The following is a 22,271-nucleotide window of genomic DNA, read 5'->3' on the forward strand; positions in this document are numbered from 1 at the left end:
GTTCGGGTGGCGGTGCTGGCCATCGCGGGCGTGACGGTACTGAGTCCGCTGACGGCGTGCGCCGGATCCAGTCCGCGCCCGCCGACCGCGCCCGCGCCGTCGGTCAGTTCGGTCGAGGGTGCCGGCGCGCCGATGCCGCAGGACGCACCGGGTCAACCCCCAACGGCCAAACGGGATGTGGTCAAAACAGCGTCCATGTCGATCTCGGTGGCCCACCCGGCAGAGGCCGCCGACAAGGCGGCGGTCATCGTCGAGACCGCGAAGGGCCGCGTCGACAGCCGCTCCGAGGACGCGGGATCCGGTACCGGACGAGCTCGCTCGACCGTCGTCTTGCGGGTCCCGGCCGCCAAGCTCGACGAGACGCTTCGGGAACTCAAGACGCTGGGCACTGTCGAGCATGTCCAGGTGAGCGCCGACGACGTCACCGCCCAGCGCGTCGACCTCGACGCCCGGATCACGGCATTGCAGACCTCGGTCGACCGGTTGCTCGGCATCATGCGCGACGCGAAGGACCCTGATGCACTGATCAAAGCCGAAAGCGCACTGTCGGAACGACAGGCCGACCTCGACAGCTTGCGGGCCCAGCGACAAGCGCTCGGCGACCAGATCGACTACAGCACCGTCGACGTCACCTTCATCGCCCAGGAGATCGGCGGCCCGGCGCCCACCGAGTACCGCGGATTCTTCGGTCAGGTCGAACGTGGTTGGGACACGCTGGTTTCCGTGGCCGGCAATCTGGTGCTGCTGTTCGGTCTGCTGCTGCCCTGGCTCGCGGTGCTGGCGGTCGCCGGTGTGATTGTCTACCTCATCGTGCGACTCACGAAGGCCCGACAGCCGGCGCCGCAACCCGTGCAACCTCCGCAACCCGCCACGGTCGGTGCTCCCGATGAGGACGAGGCCCCGCCCCGCTGACATGGCGCCCCGATACGACCGGCCATGGCGACGCCCCGGCGCAGTGGCCTACGCCCGCCGTCGGATCCGGACCTTTCTGCGTCCTCCGGTGATCGTCGTGCCCGCACCGGACGACCTGCTCAAGGATCACGACGTCGCTGTCCGGATGCGCGACGGAGTCACGTTGCGCGTCAACCTTTATCGCCCACCCGGGCAGGGCCCCTTCCCGGTCATCGTCTCGGTGCACCCCTACGGCAAGGATGCCCTGCCGCGCCGAACTCGCCGGGGGTGGCGGCTCAACTTTCAATTCCGGATCATGAACCAGCCTGCGCCCTTTCAGATTTCGAGTGAAACCGGATGGGAGGCGCCGGACCCGGTGGCATGGGTCGCGCGGGGCTACGCGGTGATCAACGCCGATGCGCGGGGTGCGGGCACCTCCGACGGGACCGGCTCGCTGCTGTCGGACGACGAGGCCCGCGACACCTACGACCTGATCGAATGGGCCGGGACGCAGCCGTGGTCCAACGGTCGGGTGGGAATGCTGGGCGTGTCGTATCTGGCTCTCTCGCAATATAAGTCGGCCGCCCTGCATCCGCCGCATCTCGCGGCGATCTGTCCCTGGGAGGGGTTCACCGACGCCTACCGCGACTTCATGACACCGGGCGGAGTACCCGAGCGCGGCTTCTCGGTGATCTGGCAGACCCTGACGCGCCGCGTCGCCCGACTGTCGGTCGACATCGGCGAGCAGCGGCGTCGGCATCCACTGCGGGACTCGTGGTGGCAATCCATCACCCCCGACCTCGCCCGCATCGAGGTGCCAATCTTGGCCTGTGCCAGCTTCTCCGACCACAATCTGCACAGTCAGGGCTCGTGGCGGCTGATCGAACAGGCGGGCTCAGCCGAGCGCAGCGCGTACACGCACCGCGGCGGCAAATGGGCTGTCTTCTACAGCGAGGACGCCCAGCGTGCGCAGACGGCGTTCTTCGACCGTCATCTGCGCAATCTCGACGTACCCGCGCCCCCGCGCGTTCGCCTGGAAGTCCGTGAACGCCGCGACGCCGTGGTCGCAGTGCGCGCCGAGAACGAGTGGCCACTTGGCCGGACACGCTGGACCGCACTGCATCTCGGCGACCACGGAACGCTGGTCGAGTCGGCGCCCGTGGCCGCCGGTACCGCGACGTTCCGATTGCGCCGACAAGCCATCGCGTTCTCGCACCGTTTCGACCGCGATGTCGAGCTCACCGGCCCGATGAGCCTGCGGCTGCGGGTCTCGCTGGACGGCATCGATGACGCGCACCTGTTCGTCGGCGTCGAAAAATGGAGCGACGGGCAGTACGTGCCATTCGAGGGGTCTTACGGCTACGGCCGGGACCGGATCGCCGATGGTCGGCTTCGGCTGGCGCTGCGGGACTCACTGGACGCGCTCAAGCCGCTATGCGCGGGAGAGGTTGTCGATACCGACATCGCATTGAGCGCCTCCTCGACCCTGTTTCGGGCCGGCGACGAACTTCGGCTTCTGATCGCCGGGCGCTACCTCGAACCGTTCAACCTGCTCTTCGGCCATCTGCCCGCGCGGTACACACCGAGCCGGCGGGGGAGTGCGGTCGTGCACTGGGGGCCGGGCGCCTCGGCGCTCACTGTTCCGGTGATACCGGGATGAGAATGCGAACACGGCGGCGTTCGAGCCAACAGGTATCCGTTCTCGACACTGGAGGTCTTCCATGCGTATCGCGGTAGCAGGCGCAACCGGCAACATCGGTGCTCGCACCGTCGCGGCCCTGGGGCGCGGCGGGCATGACGTCGTGCGGATCAGCCGTTCCGACGGTGTCGACCTGATCACCGGCGAAGGCCTGGATGCGGCGCTGAGCGGGGTGGACGCGGTGGTCGACGCCATCAGCGCGCCGCCCATGGGCGCGGACGAGACCCGTGAGTATTTCGCAACGACGACGACAAACTTGCTCGCAGCCGAGCAACGGGCCGGAGTGGGCCACCACGTGCTTCTCTCGATCGTGGGGATCCACCGGCAGGAAGCCAGGACCGCCCACCATCTGGGCAAAGTGGCGCAGGAACACCTCATCGAGGCCGGCCCGATACCGTGGACGATCGTCCCGGCGACTCAATTCCACGACTATGCGGCGATGGTTGCCGGGTGGACCGAGCAGGACGGTGTCGCACTCATTCCACCGCTGCTCGTCCAACCGATCGCGCCGGACGATATCGCCGCGGTGCTCGCCGAGATTGCGGTCGGCGCACCGCAGGGCAGATACGTCGACGTGGCTGGTCCGGAGACTCAGGATTTGGTGGATATGGCGCGCCGGACCCACGCCGTGCGCGGCACGTCGGTGACGTTGGTGCCGACCTGGGAGGGGCCGCAGGGAGTCGAGTTCGCCGGCAATGTCCTGCTTCCCGGCGACGGTGCGCGGATAGCCCCGACGACGTTCGAACAGTGGCTGGCAGCGGGCGCTCAGTGAGGAAGAGGCCCACCCTGGATCAGGATGGGCCTCTTCTCAAGTTTGCTAGATAATCAGGCGGACCGGCGAATTCCGCGCTTGAGCAACAACTCGCGCTCCGCTTCGCTCAATCCGCCCCAGATCCCGTACGGCTCGGCGACAGCCAGTGCGTGGGAACGGCATTGGGCAATCACCGGGCAACTGCGGCACATTTCCTTGGCGCGCATCTCACGCTGAGCCCGCGCGCGGCCGCGCTCGCCGTCGGGGTGGAAGAACATCGACGAATCGACACCTCGGCAGACGCCTTGCATCTGCCAATCCCAGATGTCTGCGTTCGGGCCAGGTAGCTGCTGCGGCTGTGGCATTGGAAAACCCCTCTCTCCGCACATCTTTCAATATGCGTGAGTTGTGGAACCGATCTGAGCACTGTCGCCGGTGACTACTCGTGCTCACAAGTTAGGGGCGCTTCGCAAAGCGCGTCAATAGCCGTGCCATGTGCGCAATCACATAATCGCAGCTCGAGAATTTACATCACGTTCATCATTGCGACCCACCGCCGCCGGGCGGCGTGCTATCCAATGCGCGTCGATCGTGATGGTTTCGTGATTTGCGCAGTACGGCGCCCTCCGCGTGGGCACCTGAATTCCTGGTGCTCAATAGGTAGTAAACACAGCCGTAACACAGCGACCATGAACTGTTAACTGAGATCTTTTCCGTCCTCGGTTGATAGCGTGCCGGGTCAGATGGACGTCTCCGCACTGACCGCCGCCGCCTTCGGCGACCACCCCGGCAGCTGGCCACTGCCCGCCGCGCACACAGCCGAACAGCTCTGGCATCGGGCGGTCGCCGCCGCCGGGCAGGGCCGATACAGCAGCGCGCGGGCAGACCTCGCGGCGCTGCGCCGCCGGGACCCCGCCGGGGCGTTCGCATCGCTGTCGCTGAGTACCGAGGCGTCGTTGCTGCGCCAGCTCGGAGGGCACCGGCTGGCAGCCGGCTGGGACGGCCGCGCGCTGGCGCTGGCGCAGACCTCCGGCGATCACCCGACGGTCGTGCAGGCCCGTGCTGATGCGGTCGTCGGCTTGGCCGCCGACGCTCTGGGAGTGGGCCGGCTCGCGGCCTCGGCGCGACTGCTCGAGCGGGCCGGTGAGTTGACGCGGGGGTCCGGCGTGCCGCGGCTGGCTATCCGCCTGCAATGGGTGCGCGCCGAACTGGCGATGGCCGGTGGCCGAGGCGAGGAGGCCGTGACGCACGCGCGGCGTGGGATCGAGATTGCCGAGGAGGCGTCGCCCGCCTTGCGACGGCATCGGGTCAAAAGCGACGTGGTGCTCGCCGCGGCGCTCTGTTGTGCCGGGGCGCTCGAGTCCGCTCGTGCGGTCGCCGATGCCGCGTTGCGCGACACCGAAGCCCATGGTCTGGTCCCGCTGCGGTGGGCGCTGGCGTGTCTGCTGGCCGATATCGGTTCTGCATCTCTTACGTCACAGCAGGTCTCGGCCATCCGAGACGATTGTGCTGGCCTTATCACACGGCGCGGCGGCCGATGGAGCGGCCGCTAACGCCCGATCGGCAGTTTGGGCCGATATTGTCTAGCTGAATGGCTGCCGGGAAGCGTCCCGTACGTAACGTTGGAGATATCGCCGTCGATGACAATTCCAGGAGAACGTCTCGACGCCGCCGTTGCTGAAGCAGTGGCCGGCAGCCGGGATGCCCTCCGGGAAGTTGTGGAGACCATCCGCCCCATCGTGGTCCGTTATGTCCGGGCTCGCCTCGGGGCCACGGAGCGGGTCGGTCTCTCCGCCGACGACGTCGCTCAGGAGGTTTGCTTGGCCGCCATCCAGGCGCTGCCGCGCTACCAGGATCAGGGTCGCCCCTTCCTGGCCTTCGTGTACGGCATCGCTGCCCATAAGGTCGCCGACGCGCATCGCGCCGCGGCCCGTAACCGATCCGATCCCACCGATGTGGTGCCGGAGCGGTTCTCGCTCGACGCAGGGCCCGAGCAGATGGCGATGCAGTCGGATTCCGCCGCGCGGATGACCAAGTTGCTGGAGATCCTGCCCGAGAAGCAGCGCGAAATCCTCATGCTGCGCATCGTGGTCGGGTTGTCCGCCGAAGAGACCGCCGACGCAGTCGGCAGCACTCCCGGGGCGGTGCGGGTCGCCCAGCACCGCGCGCTGGCCAAGCTGAAGACCGAGATCACGGCGGCGGGTAACGGCTATGCCTGACTTCGGACGCAATTCCCGCAACGACGATCCGTCGCTGGACGCCATCCTGGCCAGTGAGCGCTTCATCGAGGCCCTGGCCACCGGTCACCCGGTGGCCCCCCAGGACCGGGCCGACGCCGAGTTGGCCGACCTGCTGGGCGGGTGGCGTGACGAGATGCGCTGGCCGCCGGCGACCGGTCTGATCACCGAGCGTGACGCGGTCACCGCACTGCGCGCCGGGCTGGCGGAGAAGCAGAGCAGCGGACGCAGCCGGCGTGGTTTGAGCATCGTGGGTGCGGCAGCCGCCGGCGTACTGGCCCTCGGCGGTTTCGGCGCGGTTGTGGCCGGTGCCGGACCGGGCGACGCGCTGTTCGGACTGCGTTCGTGGCTGTTCGGTGCCCCCACCCAGGTCCGCGACGACCAGGTTGCCCTTGCGTCGGCCAAGGAGCAGCTCCAGCAGGTGCAGCAGTTGGTCGCCCAGGGTGACTGGCAGCAGGCGCAGGCCAAGCTGGTCGAGGTCAACAGCCAGGTGAGCGCAGTGGCCGACCAGCCGGAGAAGCAGCAGGTCCTCGACCAGTGGAACCAGCTGTCGGCGAAGGTCGTGCAGAAGGATCCGGAGGCCACCGTGCCACCCGGCATCACCTATACGGTTCCGGCATCAGCCCCTGAGCTCGTCCCGGCGGTGATCACCCCGACCGACGGCCCCGAGGTGCCACCGACCAGCGTCCCAGGCCTGCCGTCGATCACGATCTCGACGACGCCCGACGGGACCGGCACCCTCGGCCCGTCGACGTCGGAGACGCCGACCTCGTCGGTGGACCAGACCGATCCGTCGACCACCACGACGGCCCCGTCGACGACGACCGTCGCGCCGACCACGACGACACAGCCGACGACGACGCAACAGTCGACGACGGAGCCCACCACGCCGACGAGCGCGACGACGACCACGACCAGATTGCCGACGACGACCACAACCACCACCACGTTGGCCGGTACGTCCAGCCCCAGTTCGGCGGCCCAGTCGCCGGCCGCGGCGACGACGACGGCCCCGCAGTCCCCGGCCGCGGCGGCGACGTCGTCGGCCGTCGTGGAGCAATCGTCGGCGTCAGCGGCGCCGTCGGTAGCGGCGACCGCAACGGCGACTGCGACCGCGACGGTGCCTCAAACCATCGCGTCGATTCCGTCGACGGTCATCCAGACCCCGCGGATGCAGTCACCGGGTGGTGTGATGACCACCACGATGATGTTCCCGATGCCGCAGGCGCCTGCGCTACCGCAATTGCCCAAGCTGCCCAGCTTCGGCGGGTAGATCAGAGGTTTCGCGCTCGGCGGAAGTGGACGCCGCGTTCAGCGGAAGCCGTCGTAGTCCGACGTCGCTTCGTTGAGTGAGGCGTCGGCATATCCGCGGCAGTAATCCCACGTGACGTAGGCGTCGGGCTCGGGATCGTATGCGGGCTCGTGCGGGCGGACGGTTCCGTCGACCAGCAACTGAAGTAGGTTGGCGCGCAACATATCCCAGTCGTGGTAGTGGTCTTGCTGGCATTCGTCGCAGCAGACGACCAGGCCGCGGATGCCGCGGTGCGCCAGCAGGGCCTCGTACACAGCCAGATCTGCCAGATCGGCCTCGACCGCGGCGCGCTCCTGGGGATCCAGGGGTTGACCCGGTTCCAGCGCATCCAACGCTGCCGACGGGTCGGCCGGGTCGTCGGCGAACGGATCTGGTGGCAGGCCTGGTGGGAGGTGGTCGCGCACGGCTCCACACTACGTAACGCGGCGGGTATCGCGCCAGGGAACGTGACCGTGAGCCGATAGGATGGTGTCCTCATTCCGCCACTGATGGGGGCCTCACCGATGACCATTGCCGAAGGCAGCACCGGCCGCATCGACGGCTTGACCGCGCATCTGAATGCCCTGCTGGGGGAATCGGTTCCCACCGGCGGCGACGACCCCAACAAGATCGCGATGCTGGGTCTGACATTCGACGATGTGCTGCTGCTGCCCGCCGCCTCCGACGTGGTGCCTGCCACCGCCGACACGTCGAGCCAGCTGACGAAGAAGATCCGGCTCAAGGTGCCGCTGGTCAGCTCCGCGATGGACACCGTGACCGAGGCCCGGATGGCGATCGCGATGGCGCGCCAGGGTGGCATGGGTGTGCTGCACCGCAACCTGTCCATCACCGAGCAGGCCGGACAGGTGGAGATGGTCAAGCGGTCCGAGGCCGGCATGGTGACCGACCCGGTGACCTGCTCGCCGGAGAACACGCTGGCCGAAGTCGACGCGATGTGCGCCCGGTTTCGGATCTCGGGTCTGCCGGTCGTCGACTCGAAGGGCTCACTTGTCGGCATCATCACCAACCGCGACATGCGCTTCGAAGTCGACATGAACAAGCCGGTCGCCGAAGTGATGACCAAGGCGCCGCTGATCACCGCCCAGGAGGGCGTTACCGCCGACGCCGCACTGGGTCTGTTGCGGCGCAACAAGATTGAGAAGCTGCCGATCGTCGACGGGCACGGCAGGCTCACCGGACTGATCACCGTCAAGGACTTCGTCAAGACCGAGCAGCACCCGCTGGCCACCAAGGACAGCGATGGCCGACTGCTGGTCGGTGCGGCCGTCGGCGTCGGTGACGACGCGTGGGACCGGGCGATGGCCTTGGTCGACGCCGGCGTGGACGTGCTGATCGTCGACACCGCGCACGCCCACAACCGCCGGGTGCTCGACACCGTCGGCAAGCTCAAGGCCGAGGTGGGCCATCGGGTCGAGATCGTCGGCGGCAACGTCGCCACCCGCAGCGGCGCCGCGGCTCTGGTCGAGGCCGGTGCCGACGCGGTCAAGGTCGGTGTGGGCCCGGGATCGATCTGCACCACCCGGGTGGTGGCCGGCGTCGGAGCACCACAAATCACGGCGATTCTCGAGGCCACCGCGGTGTGCAGGCCTGCCGGTGTGCCGGTGATCGCCGACGGTGGCCTGCAGTATTCGGGTGACATCGCCAAAGCGCTGGCGGCGGGTGCGTCGACGGCGATGCTCGGCTCCCTGCTGGCCGGCACCGCCGAGGCCCCCGGCGATCTGATCTTCGTCAACGGCAAGCAGTTCAAGAGCTACCGCGGCATGGGCTCGCTGGGCGCGATGCAGGGCCGGGGCGCTGCCGGATCCACCGGGCGGAGCTACTCCAAGGACCGCTACTTCCAGGACGACGTGCTCAGTGAGGACAAGCTGGTGCCCGAGGGCATCGAGGGACGCGTGCCGTTCCGCGGACCGCTGGCCACCGTGATCCACCAGCTCACCGGCGGCCTGCGCGCCGCCATGGGCTACACAGGCGCGTCCGGCATCGAGGGACTGCAGCATGCGCAGTTCGTCCGGATCACCGCCGCGGGCCTCAAGGAGAGCCACCCGCACGACGTCACCATGACGGTCGAAGCCCCCAACTACTACGCCCGCTAGGGGTCACGCTGTGCGCGACATGGTTGAAATCGGCATGGGCAGAACTGCCCGCCGCACGTACGAACTCGACGAGGTCACCATCGTTCCGTCCCGGCGGACCCGGTCGTCGAAGGATGTCTCCACGGCGTGGCAGCTCGATGCCTACCGCTTCGAGATCCCCGTCGTCGCTCATCCGACCGACGCTCTGGTGTCGGTGGAATTCGCCATCGAACTCGGCCGCCTCGGCGGCCTGGGTGTGCTCAACGGTGAAGGACTGATCGGCCGCCACGCCGACGTCGAGTCCAAGATCAGAGAGATCATCGAGGCTGCCGACAAGGAGCCCGAACCGTCCGCGGCGATCCGCCTGCTCCAACAGCTGCACGCCGCGCCGCTGGACCCCGAGCTCCTCGGTGCGGCGGTGTCCCGCATCCGCGACGCCGGCGTCACCACCGCCGTCCGGGTGAGCCCGCAGAACGCGCAGGCGCTGACGCCCGCACTGGTGCAGGCGGGCATCGATCTGCTGGTCATCCAGGGGACGATCATCTCCGCCGAGCGGGTGGCCTCCGATGGCGAACCGCTGAACCTGAAGACCTTCATCTCCGAGCTCGACGTCCCGGTGGTCGCCGGCGGTGTGTTGGATCACCGCACCGCGCTGCACCTGATGCGCACCGGCGCCGCAGGCGTCATCGTGGGCTACGGCTCGACGTTCGGGGTGACCACCAGCGACGAGGTGCTGGGCATCAGCGTGCCGATGGCGACGGCCATCGCCGACGCTGCCGCGGCTCGGCGGGAGTACCTCGATGAGACCGGCGGCCGCTACGTCCACGTGCTTGCCGACGGTGACATCCACACCTCCGGCGACCTCGCCAAGGCCATCGCCTGCGGCGCCGACGCCGTCGTGCTCGGCACCCCGCTCGCCGAATCCGCCGAGGCCCTTGGCGACGGCTGGTTCTGGCCGGTGGCCGCGGCGCACCCGTCGCTGCCGCGCGGCGCCCTGCTGCAGATCGCCGCGGGGGAGCGGCCGTCGCTGGACCGGGTGCTCAACGGGCCCTCCGACGACCCGTTCGGTTCGCTCAACCTGGTCGGCGGCCTGCGCCGGTCGATGGCCAAGGCCGGGTATTGCGACCTCAAGGAGTTCCAGAAGGTCGGTTTGACCGTCGGCCGCTGAGCTTGACTGCGCCGCGCGTCACATCAGCGAAGCGCTCGGCGCCGAACGTGACGCGAGGGTGACGCTCGAAGATTTAGGCGCACCTCGCTAGCTTGTTACCCGCCGGTAAGTTCATACTGGGTTGTATGGCGCCGGATTTCGACATTCTCATCATCGGCTCGGGTTTTGGCGGCAGCGTCAGCGCGCTGCGCCTCACCGAGAAGGGCTACAAGGTCGGCGTTCTGGAAGCGGGCCGCCGCTACGCCGACCACGAGTTCGCCAAGACCTCCTGGCGACTGCGGGAATTCCTGTGGGCGCCGAGGCTGGGCTGCTACGGCATCCAGCGCATCCACCTGCTGCGCAATGTGATGATCCTGGCCGGGGCGGGCGTCGGCGGCGGATCGCTGAACTACGCCAACACCCTCTACGTGCCGCCGGACCCGTTCTTCAACGACCCGCAGTGGAAGAACATCACCGACTGGCGCGCCGAGCTGATGCCGCACTACGACCAGGCCCAGCGGATGCTGGGCGTCGTCAAGAACCCGACCTTCACCGACGCCGACCGCATCATGAAGGAAGTGGCCGACGAGATGGGAGTCGGTGACACGTTCACCCCCACCCCGGTCGGAGTGTTCTTCGGGGTCGACGGCGAGAAGACCCCCGGCAAGACCGTGCCCGACCCGTACTTCGGTGGCGTCGGCCCGGCCCGCACCGGGTGCATCGAATGCGGTGAATGCATGACCGGCTGCCGCCACGGCGCCAAGAACACCCTGGTGAAGAATTACCTCGGCTTGGCGGAAAGGGCTGGCGCCCAAGTCTTCCCGATGACCACCGTCACCGGGTTCGCGCAGCGCCCCGACGGTGTCTGGGAGATCAAGACCGTGCGCACCGGGCGGGTGGCCCGCAAGGACCGCCGCACGTTCACCGCCAACCAGGTCATCCTGGCGGCAGGCACCTGGGGCACCCAGAAACTGCTGTTCAAGATGCGCGACACCGGCACGCTGCCCAAACTCTCGGACAAGCTCGGGGTGCTGACGCGGACCAACTCCGAATCGATCGTCGGCGCAGGACGGTTGGAGGCCCGGCCCGATCTCGACCTCACCCACGGGGTGGCGATCACGTCCTCGATCCATCCCAGTCCGGATACCCACGTCGAGCCGTGCCGGTACGGCAAGGGTTCCAACGCGATGGGTCTATTGCAGACCTTGATGACCGACGGACCGGGACCCGAGGGCAGCGACGTACCGCGCTGGAAGCAGTTGCTCGACAACGCCGGCGAAGATCCCAAGGGCATGATCCGGATGCTCAGCCCGCGCCGCTGGAGCGAGCGCACGATGATCTCGCTGGTCATGCAGCATCTGGACAACTCGATCACCACCTACACCAAGCGCGGTGCGTTCGGCAGACGGCGGATGACCAGCAAGCAGGGTCACGGCGAGCCGAACCCCACCTGGATTCCGGTGGGCAACAAGGTGACTCGTCGTGTCGCCGAGAAGATCGACGGGGTGGCCGGCGGTACCTGGGGCGAGTTGTTCAACATCCCGCTGACTGCACACTTCCTCGGCGGTGCGGCCATCGGCGAAAGCCCGGAGAACGGGGTCATCGACCCCTATCAGCGGGTGTACAACTACCCGACGCTGCATGTCATGGACGGCGCCTCGGTGTCGGCCAACCTCGGCGTCAACCCGTCGCTGTCCATCACCGCTCAGGCCGAGAGGGCAACGTCGTTGTGGCCCAACAAGGGTGAAGAGGACCAGCGTCCCGAGCAGGGACAGCCCTACCGCCGCCTCGCGCCGATCGCGCCGAAGAATCCGGTGGTGCCGACCCACGCGCCCGGCGGCCTGCGCAACCTGCCGATCGAGCCGATCAACACCGGGGCGTAGCGACTCACTGCGTGATATGCCTGCGCGGCGCCCGGCCCGGTGGCTGCTCGGGGGTGGGGAGCAGGGCGCGCCGAATCCTCAGCGGCACCGTCGTGGTGTTGCGGGTGGTCAAGGTCAGCTCGTCACCGGCGTGCCGAATCGTGAGCCGTCCGTCGGGCCCGTCGCGCAGCGTGTAGGTGACCTCGTCGTGGCTGACATCGGCGGTGAGCCGGTACTTGCGCCAGTGCAGCCCGAACTTCAACCTGGAGATCTCTTCCGGCAGAGCAGGATCCAATGACAAGATGTGCTCGTCGTCGCGAAGGCCACCGAAGCCGGCGACCAGTGCGGTCCAGGTTCCGGCCAGCGACGCCATGTGCAGACCGTCGCGGGTGTTGTGGTGCAGATCCCGAAGATCGATCAGCGCCGCTTCCTGGGTGTAGTCGTGGGCCAGCTCCAGATGCCCGACGTCGGCGCACATGACGGCCTGGGTACAGGCCGACAGCGACGAGTCGCGCACCGTTCGGCGCTCGTAATAGTCGACGTTGCGGGCCTTTTGCTCATCGGTGAACGCATGGCTCTGCCACTGCATCGCCAGCACCAGGTCGGCCTGCTTGATCACCTGGGAGGGGTACAGCCGCACGTACGGTTGATGCAGCAGCAGCGGGTAGACGGTGTCGTCGGTGAAGTTCCATTCCCTCAGCCGGGTGAAGCCTTCACATTGCTGGTGTACGCCCAGATGCTCGTCGTACGGAATGTGGGCGCTGTCGGCGGCATTTCGCCATGCCGCGGTCTCTTCGGTGCTGACACCCATCTCGTATGCCGTTTCGGCATTGCGGTTGCAGGCGTCGGCGGCAGTCCGAAGGTTGTGCGCGGCCATCAGATTGGTGAACACGTTGTCGCGCACCACGGCGGTGTACTCGTCGGGACCGGTGACACCGTCGAGGTGCCAGACGCCGTCGCGGTCGTGATGTCCCAGCGACATCCACAACCGGGCGGTCTCGACGAGAACCGCTAGTCCACAATCGTTTTCCAGTGAGTGGTCTCCGGTGACCGTCCGATACCGTTCGAACGCCATGGCGATGTCGGCGTTGACATGCCACGCCGCGGTGCCCGCGGGCCAGTAGGCCGAACACTCCTCCCCGCGGATTGTCCGCCAGGGGAACGCCGCGCCCTGGAGTTCGAGCTGCTCGGCACGTTTCTTGGCCAGGCCGAGGATCGAGGAGCGCCAGCGCAGCACATCGGCGGCAGCCTCGGGTTTGGTGTAGGTCAGCACCGGTAGCACGAAACCCTCTGTGTCCCAGAATGCGTGGCCGTCGTAGCCCGGCCCGGTCAGACCCTTGCCGGGGATCGCCCGGCGTTCGGCGCGGGCGCTGGCCTGGATCACATGGAACAGACCGAATCGCACCGCCTGCTGAACGTCGGGGTCGCCCTCGACTTCGACGTCGGCGCAGTCCCAGAACTCGTCGAGGTAGTCCCGCTGCGTCTTAACCAGACCCTCCCAGCCGGTGTAGCGGGCCCCGGCCAGTGCGCCGGCCACCTGGTCTCGCAGCGCGGGGCGTGAGCGCAGACTCGACCAGCCGTAGGCCAGGAACTTCACGATCCGCAGCTTCTGGCCGGGGCGGAGCCCGCAGATGACCGTGGTGCGCGCGATGTCCTGGTGCGCGATGGAGTCGATCTCCACCCGGCCGGGGACTTCGACCAGATGATCCATCGCCGCAGCCATCATCAACTTGCTCGCTTTGGTGCGGTGCACCAGCAGCGAACCCTCTTCGGTGACCTCGTGCTGGATCGCCTCCAGCGGATGCTTCAACACCGCCGACACCCGCGGATCGTCCGATTGTTCCGGTTGATCCTCGTTGGCCACCAGCTCGGATTGCACAGTGACACGGGTGAATTCGTCGACGGCTTCGACCACGTACTCGATCGCCGCCACCGAGCGCTGGACCAGGGACACCAGCCGCGTCGAGACGATTCGGATCTGCTTGCCCGCCGGTGAACGCCAGAGCACGCGACGGGTGAGCGTTCCTGCGCGCAGGTCGAGGATCCGCTCATGCTCGTCGAGGTCGCCGTATCGCACGTCGAGGGGCTCGTCGTCGACCAGGAGCCGCAGGATCTTGCCATTGGTGACGTCGACGACGGTCTGACCGTCCTCGGGGTAGCCGAAGCCGGATTCGGCGTACGGCAGCGGCCGGGTCTCGTAGAAGGAGTTCAGATATGTCCCCGGGATCCCGAACGGTTCGCCCTCGTCGAGATTGCCGCGAAAGCCGATGTGTCCGTTCGACAGAGCGAACAGTGACTCCGATTGCGCCAGTTGGTCGAGATCCAGATGGGTCTCCCGGACCTGCCAGGGCTCGATCGGAAACGCTTCGCCGCTGATCATTTCGCGTCGAGCAACTGTGCGAGGTCGGTGACGACGATGTCGGCACCATTGCTCCGCAGCGCATCAGCCTGCCCGAGCCGATCCACGCCGACGACGAAGCCGAAGTTTCCCGCCCGTCCGGCCGCGACACCGGCTTGTGCGTCTTCGAATACCGCGGCGTTCGCCGGTTTGACGTCGAGGAGCTGCGCTCCGCGCAGGAACGAATCGGGCGCAGGCTTGCCGCGCAGGTTTTCGTCACGGATCGTCACGCCGTCGACCCGCTGCTGGACAAGGCGGTCCAGGCCGGTGATCTGGAGAACCTGTTCGGTGTTGGCGCTCGACGACACCACCGCCGCCGGAATTCCCGCGTCGTGGACGGCCTCGAGGTAGCGACGTGAACCCTCGAACACCTCCACACCCTGCTTCTGCAGGATCTGTTGGAACAGCGCGTTCTTGCGGTTACCGAGCCCGTTGATCGTCTCGGCGGTGGAGGGGTCGGACTCGTCGCCGTCGGGCAGATCGATGTTGCGACTCGCCAGGAAGGAGCGCACGCCGTCCTGGCGCTTCTTGCCGTCGATGTAGGTCCGGTAGTCCTGCACCGGGTCGAACGGCACGAAGGCGGTGTGAGCGCGTTGCGCCCGTCGCTCGAGGTAACTGTCGAACATCGACTTCCAGGCGCGGGTGTGCACCCGGGCTGTGTCGGTCAAGACGCCGTCGAGGTCGAACAAGCAAGCATGTACCTCGTCTGGCAGTCCCAGCACTCGCGGTCTCCTTTGTCGATCCCCCCGCTGTCCATTCCCGTTCTTACCCGAGAACATTCCTGGGCCTACCGCCACGGTTGGGTGGGGTCACGACGAGTACCCGCCGCCCGTCGACCTGGCGGTTGGCCCGAGTGGCCCCGTGACCTGGGGGAAGGGTGACACGCGCGCCGAGCCTGGCGAGGTCGCCACGGACCGGCTCCCACGCAGCGACGGCCAGCGCCGCCGGCAGGGCTTTCATCAACCGAACGCTACCTGCGCCTGCCGAACGGGTCGGGCGATCTGCGCGCACTAGACTCTATGCGTGACATCCCCCTCGCCTCGTCCTGTGTTGGTGATCGATTTCGGCGCCCAGTACGCCCAGCTGATCGCCCGTCGGGTCCGGGAAGCCCGGGTCTTCTCCGAGGTCATCCCGCACACCACGACTGTCGAGGAGATCAAGGCCAAGGATCCGCAGGCAATCGTGCTCTCCGGCGGACCGGCCAGCGTGTATGCCGACGGCGCCCCGCAACTCGATCCGGCTGTCTTCGATCTCGATGTGCCGGTATTCGGGATCTGCTACGGATTCCAGGCCATGGCCCAGGCGCTCGGCGGGACCGTCGCCCACACCGGCACCAGTGAGTACGGCCGTACCGAAATGGAAGTGCTTGGTGGGGAACTGCATTCGGGCCTGCCCGGTTCGCAGCCGGTGTGGATGAGCCATGGCGACGCGGTCACCTCGGCGCCGCAGGGGTTTGAGGTGGTGGCCGTCAGCTCCGGTGCGCCGGTCGCAGCGTTCGAGGATCGGGCCCGTCGGCTGGCCGGGGTGCAGTACCACCCGGAAGTCATGCACACCCCTCACGGCCAGCAGGTGCTCAGCCGCTTCCTGCACGACTTCGCCGGCATCGGTGCGAGCTGGACCCCGGCCAACATCGCCGAGAGCCTGATCGAGCAGGTTCGGGAGCAGATCGGCGACGGCAAGGCCATCTGCGGTCTGTCCGGCGGGGTGGATTCCGCAGTGGCCGCCGCGCTGGTGCAGCGTGCCATCGGAGACCGGCTGACGTGTGTGTTCGTCGACCACGGATTGCTTCGTTCCGGTGAACGGGAGCAGGTGCAAAGGGATTTCGTGGCCGCCACCGGCGCCCGGCTGGTGACCGTGGACGCCGAAGGGCGCTTCCTGCAGGCGTTGTCGGGTGTGCACGACCCGGAAGGCAAGCGCAAGATCATCGGCCGGGAGTTCATCCGCGCGTTCGAGGGTTCGGTGCGAGACCTGCTCGCCGAGAACGACTCCGACGGTCATCCGGTGGAATTCCTGGTGCAGGGCACGTTGTATCCCGACGTCGTCGAGTCCGGCGGCGGAACAGGAACGGCAAACATCAAGAGCCACCACAATGTTGGCGGTCTGCCCGCCGACCTGAAGTTCAAGCTCGTCGAGCCGTTGCGGCTGCTGTTCAAGGACGAGGTGCGAGCGGTGGGCCGCGAGCTCGGCCTGCCTGAGGACATCGTCGGCCGCCAACCCTTCCCGGGTCCCGGGCTGGGTATCCGGATCGTCGGTGAGGTGACGGCGTCCCGGCTGGACACCTTGCGCCGGGCCGACCTGATCGCCCGCGAGGAGCTGACGTCGGCCGGTCTGGACGGCCAGATCTGGCAGTGCCCGGTGGTGCTGCTGGCCGATGTCCACTCGGTCGGCGTGCAGGGCGACGGACGTACCTACGGTCATCCGATCGTGCTGCGGCCGGTGTCCAGCGAGGACGCGATGACCGCGGACTGGACCCGGGTGCCCTACGAGGTGCTGGAGCGCATCTCGACGCGCATCACCAACGAGGTGCCCGAGGTGAACCGGGTGGTGCTCGACGTGACGAGCAAGCCCCCCGGCACCATCGAATGGGAGTAACCAACCGTCCTTACCTGCGTTAACGTGGGTGTTTGCTGCGTCGATTCGCGGTGCAGGTCGGGGAGGTTTTCACGGTGAACGGACCGGTTCGGACCTACATCTGGATGGGTGCGGGAATCTTTGCCCTGGGCGTTGGCGTCGTGATAGCCGGCGGGTCGGGCACCGCGCACGCGGACAGCACCGGGACGGGTCACTCAGGGGCGGCTCATCACCAGAAGCGCGCATCGTTGCAGTCCACGAAGCAGTCCACGCCGTCGCAGGCCACGAAGCCGAAGAACCGCACCACTGTCGCCGGGGTACGCACGAAAGCCGTGGCCGACAATCCCTTGACCGAGCAGGACAAGGCGATCGCCGAGCAGGACAAAGCGATCGACGCGCAAGAAAAGGCGTTCAACACCAACGCGCGGATCGCCGTGTTCAACTTCAACGCGCTGCCTCCTGAGGTCAACTCCAACCGGATGTACAGCGGTTCGGATTCAGCTGCGTTGTTGGATGCCGCTTCGGGGTGGAACAACCTCGCCAATGGACTCAACGAGTCGGCGCAGGGCTTCGATCGAGCGTCCCGAGGATTGAGCTCGGCAACGTGGGCTGGGCCGGTATCGGCGGCGATGTCGAATGCCGCGAGCAGCTACGCCGGATGGTTGAGCGCACGGGCCGGACAGGCCGAGAGCGCGGCCACCCAGGCGGCGGCGGGGGCGGCGGCCTACGAATCGGCGTTCCTCGCGGGTGTGCCCCCATCAGTGGTGGGCGCCAACCGCGCGCAGTTGGCGCAGCTGGCCACCATCAACGTGTTCACGGGCAATCTGCCCGGGATCGTGGCGACCGAAGCCATGTACGCGGGGATGTGGGCTCAGGACGTGGGCGGGATGCTGAATTATCACCCCGCCGCGAAGCCCTGAGCCCGTCCTCTTAAGTCGCTGAGGCAGCGGCGATTTCGGCGATCGCCTCATCCAGGGTCTTGTCGAATTCGTCGTCGCTCTGCTGGGCGGTCAGTCCCTCGGTCAGCGCCCGGGAGAAGCTCGCGATGACACCGTGGTTGCGGGCCAGGCGCTCGCAGGCATCGGTCCGGTTGTAGCCGCCGGAGAGTGCGACAACCCGCATCACCTTGGGGTGCTCGACCAGCTCGTGGTAGAGGTCGTCGGTGTCGGGAAGGGTGAGTTTGAGCATCACCTGCTGGTCGTCACCGAGGGCACCGAGGTGGCCGATGATCGCGGACTTGAGCTGCTTTTCGGCCGCAGCCTTCTCCGGGCTGTGGATGTCGACCTCGGGTTCGATGATCGGTACGAGTCCGGCGTCGAGGATCTGGCGGGCGATCGCGAACTGCTGCTCGACCACCGCGTCCAGGCCACCGCCGGGCAGTTTGATCACGGAGCGCATCTTGGTGCCGAAGATGCCCTTCTCCCTCGCGCGGGACAGCAGCGCGTCCAGGCCGTCGATGGGTTTCATCACCTGGGCGCCGTCTTCTTCGGCGGCCAGACCCTTGTCGACCTTGAGGATCGGCACGACGTTCTTGACGTTCCACAGGTAGTCGGCGGTCGGGCGGCCGTCGACCTCGCGGTCCATCGTCATCTCGAACAGGATGGCCGCGATGATCCGATCGCCGTTGAAGCTCGGGCTGGTGATGATCCGGGTGCGCATCTCGTGCACGAGGTCGAACATCTGCTCGTCACCGGAGTAGGCGTCCTCGGCGATGCCGTAGAGCTTGAGCGCCTTGGGGGTGCTGCCGCCGCTCTGATCGAGCGCGGCGATGAAGCCGGCTCCGTTGGCCACCTTGTCAGCTTGTTCGCGGTTGATCGTCATGCCCTGCATCGTGCCAGGTGCGATTTCGCCCCCGTCACCAACGTCGGCTTGGGTACGCAGCCGGGAGATTTCCGCGCTTGACGCTGTCGGTGGGTGGGTGTTTACTCGGACTATCGAACATACATTCGAACACGGTGAATCGGGATCGCGGTTGGAGGTGGCCGATGACGGCGGCAATTGCCCTGGATAAACGTCAGCCTGACCGTGCTGAGCAGCTAGAACAGCTGCGGCGCAAGATGGCGGCGGTATCCGGGAAGGTGGGCGTCACCCGGCCTGTTACGGATGTGGCGGATGAGGTGATTCCTGCCTCTGAAAGTTTGCTGCCGGTCCCTGAAACGCTGGCCGAACAGCTGCCGGCGGGGTTGCCGCGCGGCGCTGTCGCAGTGGCGTCGGGAGCGCTCTCCCTTCCGGTGAGTATGGCGGCGGCGGTCACGGCAGGCGGCGGACATGTGGCCGTGGTCGGACTGCCGGATTTCGGTCTGCTGGCCGCGGTGGAGATGGGCGCGGACCTGAGTCGGCTGGCGATGATCCCGGACCCCGGCACCGACCCCGTCGAGGTGGCCGCGGTGTTGATGGACGGGATGGATCTGGTTGTTCTCGGGCTGGCCGGGCGGACGGTGACCGCCACCCGGGCACGGGCGGTGGTGGCCCGGGCCCGGCAGAAGGGTTGCACCCTGCTGGTTGCCCGGGGGGACTGGCACGGCGCGACGATGCGCCTTGACGCTCGGGTGCACGGTTATGAGATCACCGGGAGTCGTGGCGATGCCCCGGTATCGGGTTGTGGCCGTATCAGCAGAGTGCGGCTGTCGGTCAGGGCGCACGGTCGCGCGGCGCGGTCCAGGGTGAGCTGACATGACCGGCCGGGTGCTGGCGATCTGGTGCATGGATTGGCCGGCGGTCGCGGCAGCCGCGGCCGCCGGACTGCCGGCGACGGCCCCGGTCGCGGTCACCCTGGCCAACCGGGTCATCGCCTGCTCGGCCGCCGCCCGCGCCGCCGGGGTGCGACGCACGCTGCGCCGGCGCGAGGCGCAAGCCCGCTGCCCGCAGCTGCACGTGGTCACCGCCGACCCGGCTCGCGACGCCCGCTACTTCGAGGGGGTGACGGCTGCGGTCGACGAGGTGGTACCCCGCGCCGAGGTGCTGCGGCCGGGGCTGCTGGTGTTGGGAGTTCGCGGCGCTGCCCGCTACTTCGGCTCCGAGCCCGCCGCTGCCGAGCGTTTGGTGGACGCCGTCGCCGCGGCCGGTGCCGAATGTCAGGTGGGCATCGCCGACCAGCTGCCGACGGCTGTCTTCGCGGCCCGCGCCGGCCGGCTACTCGAGCCCGGTGGGGACGCCAGATTCCTCTCGGCGCTGTCCATCCGCCAGCTGTCCGGTGAGCCCAGCCTGTCGGGTCCTGGCCGGGAGGAACTTGCCGACCTGTTGTGGCGCATGGGTATTCGCAACCTCGGTCAGTTCGCGGCATTGTCGCGCAGCGATGTCGCGTCCCGGTTCGGGGCCGATGCGGTGGCCGCGCACCGCTTCGCCCGCGGGGAACCGGTACGCGGGCCGTCCGGCCGTGAGCCGGCGGCCGACCTGGATGCGGTGCTGAACTGTGACCCGCCGGTCGACCGGGTCGACGCAGCGGCATTCGCCGGCCGGACGCTGGCCGGCGCCCTGCATCGCAGCCTGGAGGCGGCCGGTGTGGGATGCACCAGGCTGGCCATCCACGCCGTCACCGCGAACGGCGGTGAGCTGACCCGGGTGTGGCGCTGCGCCGAACCGCTGACCGAGGATGCCACCGCCGATCGGGTGCGCTGGCAGCTCGACGGCTGGCTCAACAGGCGCCGGCCTGAGGATCGCCCGAACTCACCGGTGACGATGCTTCGACTGCATCCGGTGGAAGTTGTTTCCGCAGAAGCACTTCAGCTACCCCTGTGGGGCGGCGTCGGAGAAGAGGACCGGTTGCGGGCGCGCCGGGCGCTGGTTCGGGTGCAGGGCCTACTGGGGCAGGAGGCGGTCCAGCTGCCGGTGTTGTCCGGTGGTCGTGGTCCCGCCGAGCGCATCACATTGACCCCGCTCGGCGACGAGCTGGTGCCCAGAGCCGACCCCGACCGGCCGTGGCCTGGCCGGCTCCCTGAGCCCGCTCCGGTGGTGATCCTGGATGACCCGGTGGAATTGCTTGACGCTCAGGGCAATCCGGTCCGAGTCACCGGTCGCGGAATGTTCACTGCCGAGCCGGCGCGATTGGACGGTGCTGGCCACCACTACCAGGGTCCGCTGAGCTGGTGGGCCGGGCCGTGGTCGGTGGACGAACGGTGGTGGGATCAGGGCCAACAGTCCAGAACCGGCCGCACGGCACGCGCTCAGGTCCTGGTGGACGGCCAACCCGGTGCCGCGCTGCTGCTGTGTTATCGGCAGCGCCGGTGGTATCTGGAAGGCATCTACGAATGAGCCAGCCGCTGCACGAACGGACCCACCCGGTCGATGAACCGGTCGAAGAACGCCTCGGGATCGACCCCGACGCCGACGTGTGCGTTGGGTTCTCTGCCCCATCGGCGGCTCCAGTCGGCGATCGTCATGCCGCGGGTCAGTGTTCCGGTGAGCTCGACATCCACGGTCGTCGCGCGTGTCTGGATCAGCCCGGGATCGAGTGCCACCGCCGCCGCCAGCGGGTCGTGCAGATGCGCCAGATAGCCCTCGCTCTGGTCGAAATGGAACTCGAAATAGAACCGCATCGCATCCTCGAGTGCGCGGAACACGTGGTTGTCGGCCGTCGACCGGGTGCCCCGCGCGTCGAGCACGCTCATCGCGGTGGTGGCGGTGTCCGCCGCGGCGGCCAGGCGGCTCAGGATCTTCGGTGTCAGCGCGATATTCTCGGTCAGGTTCAGCCCGCACACGATCGGAAGCTGGTGCGGGGCAATCGTATCGGCATCCGCGGCCCGCCCCCAGGCATCGAACACCTCGGCTGCTGCCTCCGGGTCGACGCTGATGTTCCATTCGGCAACCGGAGTGGTATTGCCGCGATAGTCGAACGCCCCGCCCATGATCACCAGCCGGCGCAACAGCGACGGCAGGTTAGGTTCATCGCGCACAGCCAGTGCGAGGTTGGTCATCGGTCCGGTGACCAGACCGATGAGCTCGCCGGGTAGGGCGTGGGCGGCGCGCACCCAGGCTTCGGCCGAGTCATAGCTGGTGAGTTCGCGGTGATGCTGGGGTAATTCGGCGTAGCCCAACCCGGCCGGACCATGGGTGTCTTCGGCGGTGCGCATCGCGGTACTCAGCGGGTGGTCGGCGCCCCGGGACACCGGTATCGCGGGCGCTCCGCACAGCTCGAGTAACCCGAGGTTGTTGTGGCACACCTGATCCACGTCGACATTGCCACCCGTGGAGGCGATGCCGACGAGATTCGCATCGGCGCTTGCCAGCAGGTACACCAGTGCCATCGCGTCGTCGACGCCGGTATCGACATCGGCGAAAACTGGCAGGGCCGTAGGCTGGTCATCCCCGGGGTTCACCGCGGTCACGATACCT

Annotated in this window: 19 protein-coding genes; 13 read left to right on the forward strand and 6 right to left on the reverse strand. The window is 67.7% G+C overall.

From position 1 onward, the window contains the following. Nucleotides 1–132 precede the first annotated feature (132 nt). The 3 genes from G6N32_RS05650 (at nucleotide 133) to G6N32_RS05660 (ending at nucleotide 3,362) form a co-directional block, all read left to right on the forward strand. Complete coding sequence (locus G6N32_RS05650; RefSeq protein WP_232077705.1) at nucleotides 133–912, forward strand: DUF4349 domain-containing protein; 780 nt, start codon at nucleotides 133–135, stop codon at nucleotides 910–912. Next, nucleotides 887–2,551 carry a CocE/NonD family hydrolase gene (locus G6N32_RS05655; protein WP_237674103.1) on the forward strand — a complete coding sequence of 555 codons (1,665 nt, stop codon included), beginning with the start codon at nucleotides 887–889 and terminating at the stop codon, nucleotides 2,549–2,551. Before G6N32_RS05650 ends, G6N32_RS05655 begins: the two co-directional genes overlap by 26 nt. A gap of 61 nt (nucleotides 2,552–2,612) precedes the next feature. Continuing rightward, the gene (locus tag G6N32_RS05660; RefSeq protein WP_115316839.1) at nucleotides 2,613–3,362 is read left to right on the forward strand and encodes an SDR family oxidoreductase; all 750 of its coding nucleotides are present in this window, start codon (nucleotides 2,613–2,615) and stop codon (nucleotides 3,360–3,362) included. Nucleotides 3,363–3,415: 53 nt separating this feature from the next. Here G6N32_RS05660 and G6N32_RS05665 read toward each other — a convergent pair whose 3' ends face one another. After that, entirely contained in the window at nucleotides 3,416–3,706 is a 291-nt protein-coding gene (locus G6N32_RS05665; RefSeq protein WP_115316838.1) for a WhiB family transcriptional regulator, read from the reverse strand. Between the two features lie 378 nt (nucleotides 3,707–4,084). On the opposite strand from G6N32_RS05665, the gene G6N32_RS05670 reads away from it, so the two are divergent. The 3 genes from G6N32_RS05670 (at nucleotide 4,085) to G6N32_RS05680 (ending at nucleotide 6,851) form a co-directional block, all read left to right on the forward strand. Further along, nucleotides 4,085–4,894: a hypothetical protein gene (locus G6N32_RS05670; RefSeq protein WP_115316837.1), complete on the forward strand. Its 810-nt coding sequence runs from the start codon at nucleotides 4,085–4,087 to the stop codon at nucleotides 4,892–4,894. 87 nt (nucleotides 4,895–4,981) lie between these two features. Continuing rightward, nucleotides 4,982–5,560 carry a sigma-70 family RNA polymerase sigma factor gene (locus tag G6N32_RS05675; protein WP_115316836.1) on the forward strand — a complete coding sequence of 193 codons (579 nt, stop codon included), beginning with the start codon at nucleotides 4,982–4,984 and terminating at the stop codon, nucleotides 5,558–5,560. Then, nucleotides 5,553–6,851, forward strand: coding sequence for an anti-sigma-D factor RsdA (locus G6N32_RS05680; RefSeq protein ID WP_115316835.1), 1,299 nt, complete (start codon nucleotides 5,553–5,555; stop codon nucleotides 6,849–6,851). Before G6N32_RS05675 ends, G6N32_RS05680 begins: the two co-directional genes overlap by 8 nt. A 38-nt stretch (nucleotides 6,852–6,889) precedes the next feature. Here the strand turns inward: G6N32_RS05680 and G6N32_RS05685 are convergent, their stop codons facing one another. Then, on the reverse strand, nucleotides 6,890–7,294 hold the full coding sequence (locus tag G6N32_RS05685; RefSeq protein WP_036340680.1) for a DUF5319 domain-containing protein: 405 nt from the start codon (nucleotides 7,292–7,294) through the stop codon (nucleotides 6,890–6,892). Between the two features lie 99 nt (nucleotides 7,295–7,393). On the opposite strand from G6N32_RS05685, the gene guaB reads away from it, so the two are divergent. The 3 genes from guaB to G6N32_RS05700 all read left to right on the forward strand — a co-directional run bounded on the left by guaB (nucleotide 7,394) and on the right by G6N32_RS05700 (nucleotide 11,992). Then, complete coding sequence (gene guaB / locus G6N32_RS05690; protein WP_272871143.1) at nucleotides 7,394–8,983, forward strand: IMP dehydrogenase; 1,590 nt, start codon at nucleotides 7,394–7,396, stop codon at nucleotides 8,981–8,983. Nucleotides 8,984–9,002: 19 nt separating this feature from the next. Further along, nucleotides 9,003–10,130 carry a GuaB3 family IMP dehydrogenase-related protein gene (locus G6N32_RS05695; protein WP_115318802.1) on the forward strand — a complete coding sequence of 376 codons (1,128 nt, stop codon included), beginning with the start codon at nucleotides 9,003–9,005 and terminating at the stop codon, nucleotides 10,128–10,130. Between the two features lie 125 nt (nucleotides 10,131–10,255). After that, nucleotides 10,256–11,992, forward strand: a complete 1,737-nt coding sequence (locus G6N32_RS05700) for a GMC family oxidoreductase (protein ID WP_115316834.1) — start codon at nucleotides 10,256–10,258, stop codon at nucleotides 11,990–11,992. A 4-nt stretch (nucleotides 11,993–11,996) separates the two neighbouring features. Here the strand turns inward: G6N32_RS05700 and G6N32_RS05705 are convergent, their stop codons facing one another. Continuing rightward, nucleotides 11,997–14,351 carry a glycoside hydrolase family 65 protein gene (locus G6N32_RS05705; RefSeq protein ID WP_115316833.1) on the reverse strand — a complete coding sequence of 785 codons (2,355 nt, stop codon included), beginning with the start codon at nucleotides 14,349–14,351 and terminating at the stop codon, nucleotides 11,997–11,999. Further along, nucleotides 14,348–15,148: a beta-phosphoglucomutase family hydrolase gene (locus tag G6N32_RS05710; RefSeq protein WP_115316832.1), complete on the reverse strand. Its 801-nt coding sequence runs from the start codon at nucleotides 15,146–15,148 to the stop codon at nucleotides 14,348–14,350. Before G6N32_RS05710 ends, G6N32_RS05705 begins: the two co-directional genes overlap by 4 nt. A 244-nt stretch (nucleotides 15,149–15,392) precedes the next feature. On the opposite strand from G6N32_RS05710, the gene guaA reads away from it, so the two are divergent. Both guaA and G6N32_RS05720 read left to right on the forward strand, forming a co-directional pair. Next, nucleotides 15,393–16,961, forward strand: coding sequence for a glutamine-hydrolyzing GMP synthase (guaA, locus tag G6N32_RS05715; protein ID WP_115316831.1), 1,569 nt, complete (start codon nucleotides 15,393–15,395; stop codon nucleotides 16,959–16,961). A 32-nt stretch (nucleotides 16,962–16,993) separates the two neighbouring features. Then, complete coding sequence (locus G6N32_RS05720) at nucleotides 16,994–17,860, forward strand: PPE family protein (RefSeq protein WP_147291947.1); 867 nt, start codon at nucleotides 16,994–16,996, stop codon at nucleotides 17,858–17,860. A 10-nt stretch (nucleotides 17,861–17,870) separates the two neighbouring features. Here the strand turns inward: G6N32_RS05720 and G6N32_RS05725 are convergent, their stop codons facing one another. Further along, on the reverse strand, nucleotides 17,871–18,770 hold the full coding sequence (locus tag G6N32_RS05725) for a fructose bisphosphate aldolase (RefSeq protein ID WP_276047861.1): 900 nt from the start codon (nucleotides 18,768–18,770) through the stop codon (nucleotides 17,871–17,873). Nucleotides 18,771–18,925: 155 nt separating this feature from the next. Here G6N32_RS05725 and G6N32_RS05730 point away from each other — a divergent pair, with 155 nt between their 5' ends. Both G6N32_RS05730 and G6N32_RS05735 read left to right on the forward strand, forming a co-directional pair. Next, the gene (locus G6N32_RS05730) at nucleotides 18,926–19,612 is read left to right on the forward strand and encodes a DnaE2-dependent mutagenesis accessory factor ImuA' (RefSeq protein WP_115316829.1); all 687 of its coding nucleotides are present in this window, start codon (nucleotides 18,926–18,928) and stop codon (nucleotides 19,610–19,612) included. A gap of 1 nt (nucleotide 19,613) precedes the next feature. Continuing rightward, nucleotides 19,614–21,191 carry a DNA polymerase Y family protein gene (locus tag G6N32_RS05735; protein ID WP_115316828.1) on the forward strand — a complete coding sequence of 526 codons (1,578 nt, stop codon included), beginning with the start codon at nucleotides 19,614–19,616 and terminating at the stop codon, nucleotides 21,189–21,191. On the opposite strand, the gene G6N32_RS05740 is transcribed toward G6N32_RS05735, so the two are convergent. Then, nucleotides 21,182–22,225, reverse strand: coding sequence for a nucleoside hydrolase (locus G6N32_RS05740; protein ID WP_276047869.1), 1,044 nt, complete (start codon nucleotides 22,223–22,225; stop codon nucleotides 21,182–21,184). The two genes, G6N32_RS05735 and G6N32_RS05740, sit on opposite strands and share 10 nt — an antisense overlap. Between the last annotated feature and the right edge of the window lie 46 nt (nucleotides 22,226–22,271).

It is taken from the genome of Mycolicibacterium aichiense (assembly GCF_010726245.1).
GTDB classification, from domain to species: Bacteria; Actinomycetota; Actinomycetes; order Mycobacteriales; family Mycobacteriaceae; genus Mycobacterium; species Mycobacterium aichiense.